The sequence below is a fragment of the Halorubrum sp. 48-1-W genome (assembly GCF_003287355.1).
Lineage (GTDB): Archaea > Halobacteriota > Halobacteria > Halobacteriales > Haloferacaceae > Halorubrum.
The window spans coordinates 125,583-144,122 of sequence record NZ_QMIM01000003.1; the positions used below are offsets into that span (position 1 = coordinate 125,583).

The following is an 18,540-nucleotide window of genomic DNA, read 5'->3' on the forward strand; positions in this document are numbered from 1 at the left end:
CGATGTCCACCCAACAGTTTACTGGCGTGATCGACCGGTTTGAGGACGACCTCGCAGTTATTCTGCTCGAAGCAGATGGCGAGGTCGTTGATGAAGTCGTCCTTGATCGTGAGGATCTCCCCGCTGAAGCTGCACATTCGGATGCCGTGCTTGAGGTAACGCTCACCGATGGGGAGGTAACTGACCTGTCGTATGATGCCACCGAGACTGCGGATCGAAAGGAGCGGGCGAAGTCTCGCTTCGATCGACTTGCTGAACGGCCACCCAGTGACGACGAGTCCTCGTAGGGCTGTAGTGCCACTACTTGTCTTGTTGCAGGGGATGATAACACCGTTCTCACGTTGAGAGGCGGTTGTTCTTCGTGAGACTTGTGATGATCCACAACCCCGACTGAGAGCTAGGCGAACGACAGGAGTGATCGTAACAGACAGTAGTTAGCCATGTGGAATCAGGATTTATGAGACGATTTGAGGTTGGCGATCAGGTCCGTATCGATATTCCCGATCAGACCGACCCCGATCACGACCGACTCCACGGACGACGTGGAAGAGTTGTTGGCATTCTCGAAGATGACGCTGGACAGGAGACGGCTGATCAGCGTGACTCGCACCTATTCAGTGTGGAATTGGAGGATGGCACTGTCGAGGACCTTCGGTGGCGGGACCTTCGACCAGTTCCCGAATCGGACTCATAGTCGTCGAGTATCGATCGGATGGGAACAACTCGGCCCCACGCCAGTAGAAGAACCACAACCAGGCTGTATACGAGACGGATGTGAGTAGCCTCACTCCTCCACCGGAATCGTCGGCTCAGTACTCTTGCTTTCTCGCTCTTCACCTAGGGTATCACTATTACGGAGGTCGCTCAACGTCCGTCCATCAAACTCCGGGTGGCACCAGTATTTGTATCCATTTAGGGCTTCGTCACGGTCACGCTCGACGAGCTCATACAGGAGTTCCCTGGTTAGGCCGGTAAACGAGTATAGGTTCTTGTCGTGGTCCCATCGGACGTTATCGCTCTGACCCGTGTCACCGGTAATGGTTGCCCACCAGAACTTGTCGTCCTCTGACCACTCGCGCTCTGCTTCGGCGGGCACACGGTGGGAGTCGAAATACATCTTCTCGCCTGGCTCCAGAACCCCCCGCTCAAGTAGGACGTTGATCGCCGCCGGACGCCGCGATGTCTCCCGTTGTTTCTCCTGCTTCTCACGACGCTTAGTCATGTACTCCTCGGCCTCGGCGACTGGGATGACCTGTTGGCTGTTGAGGAGCACCCGTCCCTGATGTTCGTAGGCTTCGACCTTCGTGCAGGTGATATCCATCCCGTACTCCTCGATTAGCCACATCACGGGGGCCGTAATCTCGGTACCGAAGCTCCCCGCTGCGAGCAGGATGCGGGGCTTCTGGTCGAGTTCAAATTCAGCCCAGCCGTCGCCCGTCAGCGGGATCTCCTCTTCGATCCCTTCCAGAAAGTCCGCAAAGGTCTGACCGACGTCTTCCGGCGTCAACTCCGTGTCGTCACGTTCGTTCCAAAACTCACGATAATCCCTCTGTATGTCTTCGGCGGTCAGCGTCGCGCAGTAACTGGCGTACTTGATGGCTTGGAGGTCTGTCGTCCGATCAGCCTGGTCGCGCTTGAGTTCGATAACGACCAACTTTCCCGTCGGATCGAGAGCGAGGAGGTCTAGGCGGTCTCGCGTGTCCTGGAAGTTAGCGTACTCCGACGTGATGATCTGCAAGTCCTCACCGAGGATACGCGGCTGTTCGATCGTCCACTCTTGGAGGTCCTGGCGCTCCAACACTCCTAACTCGGAGAGATCCTGCTCTTCCAGAGCTTCAAGTGCCGCATTATCCTCATCTACGCTGAAGATCATATGACGTAGTCTCTGCGTGGGACTAAACAGCTTTCTCCGATCACCGAACTCATAACCTATGCATAGCCATTTGGGGTACCTCCTACCGATGATTGTGCGTGGCGATGCGACGCACATTTGATATCTCCCCCTGATTCGATCGTTATCACGGTCACAGAGGTCAATACACGGCCCGAACATCCGCGTGATGCCGAACTAACTGCTACCGACGAAAACGGGGACGAACTACACGTCATCATTTGGACAACGCACAACGTCGATCAGAAGTGGTCGAAGGGCAAGACTACGAGGTCGACGGTGCTCGCGGCAAGCGGAACTCGGGCCGAACTGTATAGTACGAGTGCGTCCCAAGTACGAGAAGTCAACCAGCCGGAATCGACGCAATTACTCGTTATGGGGGGACCCCCCATGTCGGCTATCGACACAGACCTCGGTCGAGAAGTCCAGTTAGGCACAGAGGGTGAAGGGGATATGATCCGGCCGTTCACCCAGGGGACATCTTCGATCATCACAACATCAAGGATGTTCGGAAACGGTTCGGTCAAGAATTCAATCGTACAATCGAGTCAGACATCCCGTTCTACTACGTCTACGGCAATCATTTGACATCTGAAGAACCCGATGATACTCATTTAAGTTTACTCTATTCCAGGGAGCGTCGATTGTTTCGTCTCACCGAATTCCTCCGGCACTGGGAGTTTCTTCAGTACGGTTGATTGCATGCGGAGGAATCCATTTGCTGCACGCTGGCAGTTCGCCTCTAACCATGCCTGTGCCATCGGACCGTTTAAGTATTCCAGTAACTCGCTCATGTCTACATTGTTTTCCGGTATTAGATAGTAGACACTATGCCGAGGAACCACAGCACCCGTATTGTCTTTCCAAAAATGTGGTTCTTCAGTAATGTCTTTGCAGAGGAGTTTCGGCTGGAGGATGTCCTGCATCGGGGGATTCTCGTGCCACGCATACCAAACTCGATTTCCTTTCTTGTAACACGAACGGTCTTCGAGTCGTCCCCGGTGTAGTTCTGCCCACTCACCGAATTCTCCGAGTTCGTCTTCTGGGATGAGACGGCCATCCTTTCGATATGGTGAAATGAACACTTCTCCGCTATCGGGACCATCATTGATACGTAGTTGTTTGCCCGACGTTGTGGGGAAGGTCCATTCCTCTAACTGCGGTGGGACCTCGTTTTCTTCCATCACGAAGATGTTGTCAGCTCCGGTTGCGACACCGCAGCTGATTCGTTTACATACGTCTCCGAGGGCTACACCCGACTCTAGTTCGGGTACTCCTCCGCGAATAGTCGATGCCCAACTTGATCCATCTGTAGGTAGTGAGACTTGACGTTCAGCACCGTCTCGCGTTAGTATCCGTGTTTCCCCACCGTCACTGTTCTCAACAACAGTGATCGTCGGGAAAGTGACTCGGCCCTCGAAAGCGTTCTCATCTACATGCTCGATTTCTTTAACATAGTTGGACGCGAGGACACGACGGAGTGCCGCAGTTGTCTGGGTATACTCGAACTTCTCAGGCGTAATGAATACTAGCCGGCCGTTCGGAGAGAGAAGGTTCAGTGCCTGTTCAAAGAATAAGACGAACAAATCGAATCGTCCTTCTGCTGTCTCGAATCTGGTCTTATAGTCTGTTTTTTCTTCTTCATCAAGTCCTTCAATAGGGATGTAGGGCGGGTTCCCAACGATATACTCGAACTCAGAGAGAGAGGTGAGAATATCCTCATCAAGAAAATCTCGTTGCTGGAACTCTACGTTCCTATCGGAGTAGTTCTCACGAGCCTTATCAAGATGCTCTGGATTAAGTTCAATCCCGACACCTTTCGGTACAGGAAGATTGTTGACGTCACAGTATCGATGAACGGCGCCAATAAACGGTCCAGTCCCACATCCGGGATAAAGAATACAGTCGCCTTTTGTTGGGGGGTTGTTACGGAAGAGTTTCGTAACTATGTGATCTGCAAGCTCCTCCGGTGTCGGAACGTGCCCTTTCATTATCGCAACGAACCGGCCGATCGAAGTTAAAAGTATTTATTACTCGAGGTCACTCAGTGACTGCTGCTGATCCTTTGTTACACCCCATGACTCTAATTGCTTGATGAAGTCCTCTCTCTCGTCGTGGAAGAACACCGCATCAATTTCCGATGTCTCCTGTTTAGTGATCTCGCCTCTCACGGTTTCTCTCCCATGATCTTCTAGATACTGACGCCCGAGATTCGCAACTACAACGAAATGTATATTGTCGAAGTTTTGATGTGCTTCGTGTGCTTCGGTCCTAAACTCCTTGAACCGTTTTTGTTTGTCTTTCTGCTGAATAACTCGGATTTCTCCGATGATTTCCTTCGGTTCCGATTCTGGAATTACGATATCCGGTTCACCAGGTAGACTATTGCCTTTTGTCGCATTGTATCCTTCCTCGTTGAGAAATTCAAGGAATTCTGATTCGTATCGCATCCGGTAGAATCTGCGCTGATCTCCTTCCCAGGCCTTATAGAATGAATATAGAGTGGCTTCGAGGCTAAGGGATTCAGGCATGAGTTCTGCGAGTGCGTCTGCGAACTTTTTGGCATCTTCGACATCTTTCAGTGACGTTTTTCGGTCTCTAAATCGACTTCCGATTCCACGAACTCCATATTGTCTTTCGAATTCACGATCGGGGAGCCCTGCAACTTTTTGAAAAAGAGCAATCATGGATCCGTGATCGGCATCTATTGCTGCTAAGAAATCTTCACTAGACGCCTTACCGAACTGGATGCGTTCGTCTTTCCCATCCGCAATCTCAAAATGGTCCCGCAGAGTGATTTCCGCAGTCTGAACCATCTCATCGATATCTTCATACATGTCCGGAAGTTCGTCTTCGGACGGACGCGGCCAGTCGTCGATATCCATATACCGACAAATGCCGCTCCCAACAAACTAATTGTATCGATTATACTGGAAGTCTGGACTCATTGTGGGTAAAACCGCAAGACAGCGGAGTTCGATTCCCACAATTACTCTCGGCGGTCAGTATAGTCAAACGCCCTCTCTCAGGTGGATGCTAATATTGATTGAAGCAGGCTCTGAACGTTTTGTTCTAGATTTTGAATGAATTCTTCATACGACCCGACGTCCACAGCTGTGGGTAATTCAGCCACCGTAAGCGTGTATTGATCTGCAACCTGAGCTTGAGTTTCATTATCTCCCTGACAATCTGGATAAAACAGCATCCCGGGTGAATCACGAGCGAGCATATATGACGTCATTTGGTAGAAATCCGCATTCGATGGCGTGCTAGTTTTCCACTTCGCGTCGCCAGTGAGACGAACGGTTTCAGCCTCATCATACACAGTTACGTCTGGCTTGAGTGTCATCTTGTGCTTCCCAGCGGTGAGAAGTGATTGTGTTTTTTCTTGGGGTTCCACTCGCCATCCTTCATATTCAGACAAAGTCGTACGAATAGCACGTTCAACGGCATTCTCGAAAACCGTGTTCATGTTTACGAGCATTGCGAACGACGCACTGGAGCCTGCCTCGAGTTCACCGATGAATGAGTTCTCAATAACTAGTCGAGCCAGCCGAAGGACGTCCTCGTAGTGCTCGGACAAGCGATTGAGCTGAATTGATTTCACCTCTTCCAACGTGACGGGTGTCAACGTTATTCGGCGACGGAGCAATTGCTGATGCTGCCGGAGCGAGCGGGATATTGTAGAATCTGATACAATACCTAATAAAATAGATGTTGCGTAGAGGATAGAACGATTAACAATTGTATCGTGAGTGAGCTCATCGTACGTACATTCGAACGCTGTTGGAGTAGGGGGTTGACGTTGGATTTGTCGCTGGATATTTATCCGACCACGCAGTCGTTGTTCAGATCCACTCATACGGCGATAATCTGTTTGCAGGCCTCGACTCAGAACACGCCGCAGCTCAGCTTCATACAACGCACCGAGCGCATCAAGGAATGTTTGACCTTGCCGGAATGGTGTTTGTGACTCAAATGTTGTTGCCGTCGTATTGTGGGCGTATCGAAGCAAATAAAGTAGATTTGTCCCTGCAGCTTTGGGACGTATCTGAATCGTTGGGCCGTCGCGCAATGATACGACACCAACATATTGAGTCGCAGTTAGAATGGCGTCCCCTTCACGATTATAACGTAGCCTGATACGCTCTCCTTGGCGGTCATCTCCACCGTTTACCTCTTGTTTGAGCATCCGGTCAGCGGCCTCACTCAACTCAAACGGATCTGAAGCTTCGTACTCGCCAAGCTCGATATCCGCCTCAAACACATCGTCTTCAGTGATCGGAACGGAACTAGCCATTAGTCGGAGTCATTGACAGAGGCGAGATCGAAGGATTCGACGAATGTCTCTAATGCCGTCGATAACGTCTCGGCATTGAATGATCTGATCTCTTGCCGATCCCAATCGAATAACTCCTCTCCATCACCAGTAAATAGACTCTCTCGTATCCGGTCATACTGGCCGAAGAGGTACTCTTCGAGCAGGGGGAGAATTTCGAATCGCCACGTATCGACAATTTCCTCGTCTGAAGCGATTTCGAACAGGAACGAATGACCGATTTGTTTTCCTCGTCCAAGATCTGGTTCGGATCGGATTCGGGCGTTGAGCTCGTGGATTGCGATTAGAGATTTACAGAGGAGGTGATCTTCTGCCCCTGGTGTACTTGCATTAGTTAACACATCTGCCCACGATCCAAGGCCATACTCTTCCCGGAGTAATCGGAGATTGGGTGGAAACCCGAGGAAGCGGAATCGTCGCCGAATCGCCGCATCAACGAGTGCAATCGAACGATCAGCGGTGTTCATCGTTCCGATTAGAAAGAGGTTCGGTGGAATCAAGAACCGATCTCCAGAATGGGCAAGTGAAACCGTAGTCTGGTTCGACCCATCCAACCGTTTATCCGCCTCTAGAGCAGTGATCATTTCTCCGAATATCTGGGCGAGATTTCCTCTGTTGATCTCGTCAATAATCAAAACGTATCGAGGCGGTGTATCGTCATCATCGGTGGCATAATACTCTTGACGCGCTCGCTCAGCAAATTCTAGGAAGACTCCGGGTTCCTCATCGTACACCACTGTCCCATCTGCGTTCGTGTCAACACTTAATCCCTCTATAAAGTCCTCGTACGTAAACGACGGGTGGAACGTCACTGTCTCTAGCTGGCCGTTATGAGGATCGACGTCGTCCTGATCGTTAATCCACCAATGGGCGAACTGCTTTGCTTTATATGTCTTTCCCGTACCTGGGGGCCCATAGAAAACCATTTGGCCGATATCCGTGAGCTGCCGAGCAATCTCTTCACCTCGTTCTGGGCGATCTTTGGCTTCTAATGGACCCATCTCATCATCGAATGAGAGCGTCTGTGTCGGAGCCTCTATTTCGTAGTTCTCGTTTAGGATAGTGCGGATCTTTACTCGGCTCATGTTTGGCGAAACACCGCTACGGCTCTGGAGTTCACGAAATAGAACGAAGAATAGCGTTTCCGCTGGCCCGATGTGATTAGTTCGCCCGATCGTGAGTCGCTCTGCCACCCTCGAAAACTTTTCTTCTCGATCAGTATAGACGCGCTCGATAAGTTTGCAGTGTGTAGCTTCTGTTTCAGTCAGTTCCGCGTTGGGTTGGACACTCGAGAGTGAAGTGGTGAACGCTTCGATGATTGACTCGGCAAATATATTGAGAAACCAAGAACGGTCGCGATCTGCAAAGGGTAGTCGAGTCCGGACATCTACGACTGCCTCGGTTACCGAGTCATATTGATCGACAGCAGGTGGCTGGTCAATGCTCCAATAATGTCGTTTGGCGTCGTCCAGTAGCTCAGGCAGCTCCGCGAGACAGATGTAGAGCAAATCGAGAGGACATTCTGTAAAATAGGCCCCCTGAGCGAGCTCGAAATTTTTGTCGTACACAAGTCCGTCGTGATCATCGTAAACCGTCTGAAGACGCTCGCGATAGTCTTCATTTTGGAGGAGGTCTTCATCGATATCAATCGGGTCATCGAATTCCCGAAACTGTCCAAGCGGTAGGAAGTACCCCTGACCACGGGCCTCCGGCTCCCAAGAATCGTCTGGCGGCCCTTCAAAATCCGTCTGGAGTGTTGATGTGACGGTTGACACTCCCTGCAGCTCACGAGTATCTTTTAAAATATGTAGGACGAGATCACCAACCTCGGGCTCACGGAGAGTTTCATAGATCTTGTCGCCGCTTTTAGATTCGCTTCGTGAGAAGACTGCAGTACCCAGTGCGAATTTTTCTCCAGGTTGTTTGTACGGTTTATCCTCAATCGATGTGAGTTCGATGAAGACTGAAGGGTCCTCCCGTGTGGTCTGCAGCATCTCCTCAACAGACCCATATTCGTCGTGAACTTTCTGAACTGCTTCTGGTTGTGGGATAATGGTCCGTGTTAGGGCTTCTTGATCCAGATTGAGTAGATCGTGAAGACGATAGCTTTCCAATTCGATTGGAACCGGAATATTGAGCCAGAGTATGGTTTCGCTGAATTCTTGGCTGGACTCGGTGTCAGTTGATGTCCGCTCAGCGACCTGGGACATCAGCTGCTCGGTGAGTTCCCGTGATGGGTCTATTCGATGTATTTGAGCGGCCCATGTGTACCGGTTACTCCCGCGATAGAACAACACAAAATCGCCTTTATTAATGGATGCCGGATCGACGTGATCTGCTTCCGGAACTGGCCATGCGTGAACCATGGAATCGTCCATTGGCAGCACTGGCGATGAAATTTCTTCCTGCTCGACACCTCGATGGACGAGTTCGTCAAATACCGCCTGTTCAGTAGGACTCGTAGCAGATGCGAGAACGATACCCGATGACATATTCTACTCCGGCGTCCCCCATCTACATAATTCGTGGGTTCACTGAAACGTTCTCAACGAGATACTTTCTCAGCGCCCAGATAGTTATTATATTCGTGGAGCATAGCGTACGTGAATACGAAGAACGCGAGTAAGAGTGTCTCTGCGTTTGTTTCTGGATCATTGAGAAGCCGCCCGTGAGCAATCTCGTTACGTTTCTTCCGAACATCCTGCATCACCTCCCATAGGTCTCCACTGAAGAATTCGTCAATGAGGAGCTTCAATCTCAAGGGCTTCCAGTCTCCTCGGTATCTAAATTTGAGCACGGAATTTCCTTCTTCATTCTCACGGTACGCAACATCACCACCTGTATTCTCGACGTAGTCTTGGAGGATCCCCTCAAATTGAGAGGCGGTTCCACCCATAAATGACCAATAGCGGTCTTCAGAATAGACAAGGAGAAGTTCCTCAATGAGTTGTTCGCGAGTCTCAAAGAGATCAGCTGTACGAAATGTCTTCTCAAGTTGCCGAATCATATTTTCGTCAACTAGTTCGAAGATAGTGCCGTCTCCAGCAAGTACAGAGCGAAGTCGTTCAACTTCATCTGAATATCCCTCTAGCTTCGAGAGGGGTGAAACAGCCTCATACGTTGCTGACACTGTGCTTCGATCTGATTCCTCGAGCCCCTGTAAAATTGCTGCTCGGGCTGTTGTGCGTGACTCATGTGTGTCGTACGGACTAAGAGACGATAACCGATCAAATGTCTCATCAGATAATCGCGGTAGAATAATTGGCAATCTTTCTAACGGTCGAATCTGTACTCTGACATATTCTGCATCCAAGTTCGGGAATTGATTATCGCTAAGACGTTGGTAGAGCGGTGTATTAAGAAGAATTTGAAGAGCATTCGGGGAATATTGGGCTTCACATTTGATGCCAACTACTGAATTATTATAAAGAACTTCATCAGCATCTACATTAACGGAATGCCACTTGACCGGACTGGTTATTGCTCCTGTTACGAGATCTGGATTCACCATCGGGATTGACCGTGGTAAAACTCCTCTCCTTCTTGACTGGTTTTCCACAGCCGGAGCAAGGGTTTCCGATACATATGATGCGGCTGCGGTATCTATCGAGGAAAGAGCCTCGCTCACCTCCCCAAAATTCTCTTCATCAAGCCCATTTTCATCGACAAATTCACGCAGGTCGAATAGGTACCAACCGATATCCCTGTCCGTTATTTCGCTCTTATCAGCCGGCAGATCTTTTATTACTGGTGTGAAGAATCTCTCCGAAATATTTGATTCGGTTTGCTCTGACTCCTCAAAATAGAAAATTCGATTTTGACCAGTAACCATACCGGTGGCGATATTCTGAGTGACGTCTTCGAGTGTCGGGTACTGCTGGGTGAAAAGCGGAGCAGCACCTGGTGCTGAGAGGAGGGTCTGAATGGTAGTACTTGGTAGTTGCCGGTCAACAGTCGTGCCCTCAGCGAAATCGTGACGTTCAGCGGACGAGGGGGCATGAACTGCTCCACACATCTCATTCACCCCTCCGAATCTACTGAGATTCACTATTCCAAGGTCATCGTCCTCCTCTGTGCGTTCAACACAGATCATCATTGGCTCAACTCCGATGACAGAGAATGCCGATTCTGGAAGCTTAACCAACCGTTGTAGCTGAACGCCTTCTGGAAGAACGTTTTTCCGAAGATTGCGAAGTCCATGTGAAGGCAGAATAAAACATCCTCTACCGGATTCACTCAAGGTTCTGCATCCACCGCGTACAAACTGATGCTCGAGTCGTCTGATCTCGGAAATACGCTGATTCGATTGATCAGCGGATGACTGGCCGTCCATCCTCCCGATTGGGGGGTGGCCAAGTACACAATCAAACCCCTCTTCTGGAAACTGTGAGATGTCGGTCTCTGGGGTACGCTGGTCAAAGGTTTGTTGTGGATCGGTATATGCACTTTCAACTATTTCGAAGAAATCTGAACAAAGGATGTGGCTCGCAGGAACTCCCATTTCACCAGAACGCGACTGAGTAATGCCACATGCAAGTCCATTATTGTCTACTCCCCATACCTGGGAAGCTTCTTCAATTTCATCTACACCGGCAATAAGGAGTTCACCACTGCCTGTTGTAATGTCGATCAAGGAGGCTCGTTCCCCGGCACTGACCCAATTTGCAGCGATCTGTGCAACATTTTTGGGAGTATAGTAGGTTGTTAGATTAGCGGAGTAAGCGCTTTTGAGAAGCTCAATTGCATCATTTCTCTCGATTTCTGAAAGATATGTCTCGGGGAGAGGTTCAGTACGAAGCGTATCGTGGTAGATGCTCCGGACAATAGGTGCAAATTCTGGGAGTTGAATCCCTCCCACGTACTCAGGGAGATATGAGATATCGAAGTTTGACCGTGTACCTTGGATGGCGAGTACGGTGCCCTCAATTGAAACAAGAACATAATCGACAGCACTGAATTCGTTCCTAATTTCGTGTAACTGGGAGTCATATCCTCTTTGATCGGCTGGACCTGTCGATGACCAAGAATGGACGATGAGGAGAGTGTATTCCCCATCAATCAATAACACTCCATCGGTGAGTTCGGAGATACGTGCCTCCTCTGTTACTTCTTGAAGGGATTCTTTGAGGTTGAGTAGTGCCATACTATCCGAGAGCTAACACTCCCCAATGAAACTTCCTCTGGTTGGGCTTCAGTCGTGAATTGCTAGATACCCGTTATAGAGCATGAGAGCATATCTAGGTCGAATGTAGTGGTTCAGCGCTGAAGGGGCATTAGACGCCACCAAACGTAGCTCGATGAGGATCCTCTTTAGAACAATTATTAAGTGTCCTCCATCGGGGGTTATTATTATCGCGTGCCAGATGTCCGACGATCCACTTTCAGAATCCTCCTATGAGTATTGACACAACCCAACTTCTACCGGGAACAGTTATTCGCAATCGCAACCGACTTTGGCGGGTTGATGCGGTTGATGGCGACGAAATCACGGCAACCGCTCTTGATGGACCGACAGCAACACATCGGTTCTACGCGCCGGTAGAGAATATCACCGAAGGGAGCCTCCCTGCGCCCGATACTTCGAAGATGGGGAATCCCCAATTTCAGGACCTTCTGACTCAGTCAAATCGGCTTTCCATGCTGCATGGCACAGCCCCACTAATGAGCCTTCAACGTTCACGGGTGATCCCGACTGAGTACCAGTTGACACCCGTCGTGATGGGACTTGATATGCCTGCAGTACGGCTTTTATTGGCTGACGACGTCGGTCTCGGGAAAACGATTGAGGCAGGGTTAATTACGAGTGAGCTCCTCGCTCGTAATCGCGCAGAGCAAATTTTGGTAGTTACGCCGGCCAATCTCCGAGACCAATGGCGAGAGGCGTTCAAGTACTTCTTCCACATTGATGCCGAAATAACAAGCCGCCGTAACCGGAAGTCGATGGAAAAGGACGTTCCACCAGGAACCAGTGTCTGGGAGTACTATTCGAAACATATCGTCTCTATTGATTACGCGAAGCAGGCCCACATTCGCGGTCAAATCCTAAGTCAAGATTGGGATCTAGTGATTATCGACGAAGCCCATCAGGCAGCCCGTCCTCACACTTCGTCAGCTAGTCAAACGCCATCGAAACAACGCTGGGAATTTGCCCAGGACATCACCGACGCAACGACACATACACTACTACTTACAGCGACGCCGCATAACGGCTACACCGATAGTTATGCGAGCCTTCTGCGGATGGTGAATTCTGAAATCGTCTCTGGGGATGAACATAATCCGTCGATAGATCGCGATATCGCGAAGCGTCACGTCGTCCAGCGACGTCGTGAAGATGTCGAACAGTGGTTTGGTGATGAAGCACAGAATCCCTTCCCGGAGCGAGATCAGGATACTGTCGAGGTGACACCGACTGATTACGAGAAAAAAGCGTATGACGCAGTTCGGGAATACGGGGATACACTCGTCGAAGCTGCAAAGAAATCCGATAATCGGACACTCGCCCAGTGGACCGTCGTTCACTTCCTCAAGCGTGCCCTGTCCAGCCCAGAGGCACTGCGGCGTTCTCTCAAGAATCGACAAGATAAGATTGAGACGCGCTTGGAAGAGCTAGGCACGGACGACGATGATATCACTGAGAATGCTGGCATTTCAGAAGGATTAGCTCAGGCGAACGCACTTGATAATGATCCTGGTGAAGACTACTCCGAATCGGAACTGGGCGATCGAGTTGAACGAGCTGTTTCTGGCGACCGTGCGGCTATCGAGATGGAACTCGAAACGTTAGAGAAGACCCTAGCAGCTGCCGAAAAAGTGACCAAGAGTCGCGACAGTAAACTCCAACAGTTGTTGACACAGACCCTGCCTGCGAGATTTACGAGTGGTGGGACGATCATCTTCACAAAGTACGTTGATACGTTGGAGTATCTAGAAACCCGAATTGGGGAGATGCTCGAATCGGACTATCCTGATGTTGAGCTCTATACTCTGTATGGGGAGCTCAATGAAGCGGAGCGCCACGAGCGTTTCCAGCAGTTTGCTGACGCAGATCGTGGCGTTCTGGTTGCGACGGACGTTATCAGTGAAGGGATGAACCTCCAGTACGCGGCTAATCAAGTTATCCACTACGAACTCCCGTGGAATCCTAATCGGCTTGAACAGCGGAACGGGCGTGTCGACCGCTACGGCCAGCATGAGGATATCGTCTATATTCGAACGATGGTGGTGGACGATCCGATGGATCGTACCGTCCTCACAAAGCTCATCACAAAGGCCGAGGAAATCCGCTCGGAATACGGCTTCTCACCACCGTATCTGGGGGATGATGACGGCATTTTGCAATTGCTCGATCCCGATGAGTTGGATACGATTATGCCACAACAGCGGTTAGGGGACTTCACCTCGGAGAGTACAGAAGAGAGCCAAGAGGGGGCCTTCGATGATGAGGTTCTCGAGCGAATCAAGGATGAATCGTTCTATAATCATAGTGAAGTCGATCTCTCCGAAGTCCGTCGTCGGCAGGAAGAAACGCAGGAGATGCTGGGTGGGCCAGATGCAGTCGAGGAGTTTGTGAAGAGCGGACTCAATCTATTCGGCTGTTCGATCGAAATGAAGTCGGACGCTACCTACGCGATCAAGGTTACCAGTGATGAACTCCGGGGCCCTGACATTGAAGACGAATACGAGCGCGTATCCTTTGATCCGGAGCGGACGGCCGAAGAAGGCGACTTGGAAATGCTGGATATTGCCCATCCGCTGGTCCAGCAGCTTATCGATGCTGTCAAAGAGGTCGCGTTGACCAGTGATGATCGATATGGTCGGACAGCAATGCGTGGAACAGACGTCGTCGACGAACCGGTTGCCCTCTACACGGTAAAGGTTCGATATTTCGCCCACACGGGCGAAGACCCGACGGTGATGGAAGAACTGCTCCAGCTCGCACTACCGTTGTACGGAGAGGATCCGCTTTCGGAGCAACAGCTTGAAAAACTGATTCACACGGATTCGACTGCTGCAACCCGGACCAAACAAGAGTGGCAGCGTGATCTCAGAAATGCGATCGAGCATGACCAGCGCGAAATGGCGGTCACGCGTCGTGCTGACGAACGTCGGCAGGAAATAGAAGAAGAACGCGGTCAGATGCGCGAAAAATTAGAAGATGCCGGATACGGAGCTTCCATGACTGGTATTGATAACCTCTCGGTTGCGAGTACTGACCTGTTGACCATCGGTCTCTACTACCCTACACAATGAGTTCACAAACCTCTACTTCGAGTTCGGCGACCCGAGGACATCGCGAGACATCGTTCATCGAACCCAGCGGCGGCCTTCTCACGGAGCAACTCATCTACAAGCTACGCGATGAATCGTGTAGTGAGGATGCTGTACAACCGCAGACCTTCGCACATCCTGGTGAGTCTACCCCGACTACTGAAGCTGAACTCGAAGGCCGTATTGGGGAAATCTGGGAAGACCTCCAGGAGCGCTGGGACGAGGTCACCCGAGGGTACGAACTCTATGCGATGGATGTCTCAGAGGCACGTACTCAATGGATGCTCAAGCTCTTCGAGGCACTTGGCTTCGAGCCAGCATACCAACACTCGAATTTGGTAGCTGGTAAAATTGAGGCTAATCTCTCACATCTTGGATGGGAACCTCGCGAATCAGTTACTGCTGATGCTGAAGGGCCGAATGCGACGCCGCCTGTTCTGCATACCGTTCGCCCGGACGAAGACAATCCACTTGATGATGGGAATCACCGCGGTGCGGAAGGACGAAAGCAGAGTCCTCATGATGAACTGCAGCGGTATCTCAATTCAAATGACGATATCCAGTGGAGTATTGTCACCGATGGACTGAAATTGCGACTGGTTCGAGATTATTACCATACGTATACTCGTGGGTATGTTGAATACGACCTCGAGAACATCTTTACTGAACGAAACTACGACGACTTTCGCGCACTATACCGGCTTTGTCACGCTTCACGATTTACCCCTCCTGAGGACGAAGACGAGGACGACCCACCGATTGAGCAGCTATATCAGGTTGCGCTATCGACGGGTGTAAAAATCGGCCAGGATCTCCAGTCCAATGTTATCAGTGCCATCGAAACGCTCGGCACTGGATTGCTAACTTCTGAGATTCGAGAAGCTCTGAGAGAGGGTGGAGAAGAAGAGGCCAAAGAATACTACCAAGAAGTCCTGCTAATTGTGTACCGCCTCCTGTTCCTCCTCTATGCAGAACAGCGAGGAATGATGGCCTCTCGTGAAAGCATATATACTGAAGAATATGCAGTTACGAATCTGCGTGAGAAGGCCGAAACGCGCCGTAGCACCAAGGACGACAACACCGACCTTTGGCACGGATTGCAGATCACTTTCCGTCTAGTTGAGGAGGGGAATGACGAGCTTGATGTCCCCTGCTACGATGGGATGCTCTTTGATTCGGAACGGCTCGAATGGATATCAGAAAGCGAGTGTCCAAACGACGCTCTACTAGATGCAATCGAGGATTTAACTCTCATCGAACAAGAGGGAACTCGGCAGCGGATCTCGTACGCTGACCTCGGGGTCGAAGAGATCGGGTCCGTCTATGAGAGTCTTCTCGAATTCACACCGAGGCTTGCGACTGAAATCACCGAACTGGAAGATCGGACTGTTTCCCGTGGGGAATTCTATCTATACGACCGAGGAACCGAGCGAAGAGAGACTGGGAGCTACTATACCGATCCTGGGCTGGTTCGAGAACTCGTTCAGAGCTCGCTCAAGCCTGTTGTCGAAGACCGTCTTGAAGACGCTAACACCGCTACCGAACAAGAAAACGCTCTTTTCGATATTACGGTCTGTGACCCCGCGAGTGGAAGTGGTGCGTTTCTGATCGCTGCAAACAATTTCTTGGCACAGCGACTTGCACGCATTCGATCTGACAGCGAATATCCGCCTGAAGATGAGGTTCGTGAGGCACGTAGAGATGTCCTTCAGCATTGTATCTATGCGGTCGACCTCAATCCGATGGCTGTTGAACTGGCGAAAGTCAGTCTCTGGATTAATTCGGCCGTAGAGGACAAGCCTCTGAATTTTCTTGACCACCACATCAAATGTGGGAACTCTCTGATTGGAACTAATTCCGAGCTCCTCGAAGGCGAGTTTCCCGTGGATGCATACGAAACATCTGGCGGGCGTGACTGGCACGTTGGTAATGAGATACGGAAACGGGTCCGGAAAGAAAACAAAGAGCGGTCAAAGGATTCCTCCGAATGCTCGCTTCAGGAGTGGGGTGCGAGTAAGGAACAATACGTAGACTTGGCTGAACGGCTTGATGCGATTGAAGAAGATGACACGACAGACGTAGAAAAAAAGAAGCAGTTGTACGATGAACTCCGGCAGTCTGAGGCATTCCAGAAAGAGAAACTAGCGTATGATATCTGGACAGCAGCGTTTTACTGGCCGATGGATGACTCTGCGAGTGAGTACCCATCTCCTTCAACTATAGAAAAACTACGCAGAAACCCCCATCCGGATAGCGAGACGCTCCAAGATCTCAAAGAGCGGGCGACTCAAATTGCGGATCAGCAGAAGTTCTTCCATTGGGAACTGGAATTCCCTGAGATATTTCATAACAGCGATGGCGGTTTTGATTGTATCCTTGGCAATCCGCCATGGGAAAAAATCAAAGCTGAGCAAAAGGAGTGGTTTGCTGGCAAACGTGAGGATATTGCCACATCAACATCAAAGAGTCATCGCACGAAATTAATCAATCAACTTCAAGAGGAAGATCCAGATCTCTATCAGGCTTGGAAACAGGAAAAAGAAAATTCAGAGAATGCTTCTAAGTTCATTAGAGAGTCGGGTCGGTTCCCGCTGTCTGGTACTGGTGATACGAACACATATCCCGTATTTACAGAGCTCTGTGGGATTGAAATATTAGGTGATACAGGACGATCTGGTATTGTGGTGAAAACAGGCGTTGCTACCGACTATTATACACAGGACCTGTTTTCCAAATTGGTGAACGAGAATAGACTTGTGTCATTATATGACTTTGTCAATAAGCGGAATTTATTCCCTGATGTAGCCACTCGTGAAAGATTCTGTTTACTTACTATGACTGGAATCGAGAATACGGTTCCTGAGTTCGAATTCTCATTCTTCAATTGGACTCTTGATGAATTGCACGAAGAGAAGAGCAAATATCGATTAACTGCCTCAGATATCCGGACAATCAATCCTAATACAAATAACTGTCCTGTACTCCAAACAAAAAAAGACAGAGATGTTACGGTATCTCTCTATTCTGAACATCCGATATTGGTTAATGATGTTCAGGATGAGAACACGTGGGGAATCTCTTATCACCGAATGGTGGATATGACGAACGACTCTAATTTATTCTCTGATAATACTCTAGAAAACCTCAAATCAGAAGGGTTTGAACTTGACAGATTGAACAGATTTGTGAGCGGTGGCGATCGATATTATCCACTTTTAGAAGCCAAGCTGTTTAATCAATATGACCACAGGTTTTCAACATTTGAGGGGATTCCAGAAGAAAAGAAATTCGGTAGGAGGGCTGGGACAAACAAGCCTTCAGCTGATCGAAAGTCAGATACTAATTTTGAATCTCTACCCCGTTACTGGATGAGTGATTCTGATTTCCAGAATATACTATCTGAGATTGACTGGAATAAAGATTGGTTATTTGCATTCCGCAATATTGGTGGAGCGGCTAGCAATAGCCGGACAGCAATTGGAACTATTCTCCCACGTTATCCTTGTGGTAATAGTGCACCAATATTGACATTTGATGGGGGTGATTTAGCTGAGAAACCTGTCTTGTTCACAACTGTATTCACCTCATTTGTTTTTGATTTTGCTCTTCAGCAGTCTCTTGGTGGTGCTAACTTCAATTATTACATTCTCAAACAACTCCCGATGCCCACACCAAAAACTCTAGAACAGACAGATATTGAATTAGAAGGAGAAAAAACATCTCTTCGAGAATTCCTTCTGACACGGGGCGGGGAATTGATCTGGACCTCTCATTCACTGGACTCCTTAGGTGAGGAAATTTCATCTACTGTTGGAAACGGGCCGTTCGAATGGAATGAAGAACGTCGGAGTACACTCCGGGCAGAAATCGATGCAGCTGTTGCTAAAGCCTACGATCTTTCTCGTGAAGAATTCGAATATATCCTTGATTCATTCGAGATTCTGGAGGAGATCGAGCAAGAGGAATATGGAGAATACAAGCGAAAAAAGGAGTGTCTCAACGCTTTCGGCAAGTTGGAGATCCAGTTCTGAACTCATCT

At 49.7% G+C, this 18,540-nt stretch carries 10 protein-coding genes; 4 read left to right on the forward strand and 6 right to left on the reverse strand.

Going from position 1 to position 18,540, the window contains the following annotated elements; genetic code table 11:
• Positions 1–2: 2 nt before the first annotated feature.
• Both DQW50_RS02485 and DQW50_RS18790 read left to right on the forward strand, forming a co-directional pair.
• Positions 3–287 carry a DUF3006 domain-containing protein gene (locus DQW50_RS02485; protein ID WP_112077730.1) on the forward strand — a complete coding sequence of 95 codons (285 nt, stop codon included), beginning with the start codon at positions 3–5 and terminating at the stop codon, positions 285–287.
• Between the two features lie 170 nt (positions 288–457).
• Positions 458–694, forward strand: a complete 237-nt coding sequence (locus DQW50_RS18790) for a hypothetical protein (protein WP_112077731.1) — start codon at positions 458–460, stop codon at positions 692–694.
• A gap of 90 nt (positions 695–784) precedes the next feature.
• On the opposite strand, the gene DQW50_RS02495 is transcribed toward DQW50_RS18790, so the two are convergent.
• The 6 genes from DQW50_RS02495 to DQW50_RS02520 all read right to left on the reverse strand — a co-directional run bounded on the left by DQW50_RS02495 (position 785) and on the right by DQW50_RS02520 (position 11,373).
• Positions 785–1,873, reverse strand: coding sequence for an endonuclease NucS domain-containing protein (locus DQW50_RS02495; protein WP_241964312.1), 1,089 nt, complete (start codon positions 1,871–1,873; stop codon positions 785–787).
• A 638-nt stretch (positions 1,874–2,511) separates the two neighbouring features.
• Positions 2,512–3,882 (reverse strand): Eco57I restriction-modification methylase domain-containing protein, encoded by a 1,371-nt coding sequence (locus DQW50_RS02500; RefSeq protein WP_112077733.1) that lies wholly within the window; start codon positions 3,880–3,882, stop codon positions 2,512–2,514.
• Between the two features lie 39 nt (positions 3,883–3,921).
• Positions 3,922–4,776 (reverse strand): hypothetical protein, encoded by an 855-nt coding sequence (locus DQW50_RS02505; protein ID WP_112077734.1) that lies wholly within the window; start codon positions 4,774–4,776, stop codon positions 3,922–3,924.
• A 140-nt stretch (positions 4,777–4,916) separates the two neighbouring features.
• Entirely contained in the window at positions 4,917–6,191 is a 1,275-nt protein-coding gene (locus DQW50_RS02510; RefSeq protein WP_112077735.1) for an McrC family protein, read from the reverse strand.
• Positions 6,191–8,722, reverse strand: coding sequence for an McrB family protein (locus DQW50_RS02515; RefSeq protein ID WP_112077736.1), 2,532 nt, complete (start codon positions 8,720–8,722; stop codon positions 6,191–6,193). The genes DQW50_RS02510 and DQW50_RS02515 overlap by 1 nt, the downstream gene beginning before the upstream one ends.
• Positions 8,723–8,775: 53 nt before the next feature.
• A complete protein-coding gene (locus tag DQW50_RS02520) occupies positions 8,776–11,373 on the reverse strand; it encodes an N-6 DNA methylase (protein WP_112077737.1) in 2,598 nt (865 codons plus the stop codon).
• Positions 11,374–11,891: 518 nt separating this feature from the next.
• On the opposite strand from DQW50_RS02520, the gene DQW50_RS02525 reads away from it, so the two are divergent.
• Positions 11,892–14,483 carry a helicase-related protein gene (locus DQW50_RS02525; protein WP_241964313.1) on the forward strand — a complete coding sequence of 864 codons (2,592 nt, stop codon included), beginning with the start codon at positions 11,892–11,894 and terminating at the stop codon, positions 14,481–14,483.
• On the forward strand, positions 14,480–18,532 hold the full coding sequence (locus DQW50_RS02530) for an Eco57I restriction-modification methylase domain-containing protein (protein WP_112077739.1): 4,053 nt from the start codon (positions 14,480–14,482) through the stop codon (positions 18,530–18,532). The genes DQW50_RS02525 and DQW50_RS02530 overlap by 4 nt, the downstream gene beginning before the upstream one ends.
• The last annotated feature ends 8 nt before the right edge of the window (positions 18,533–18,540 follow it).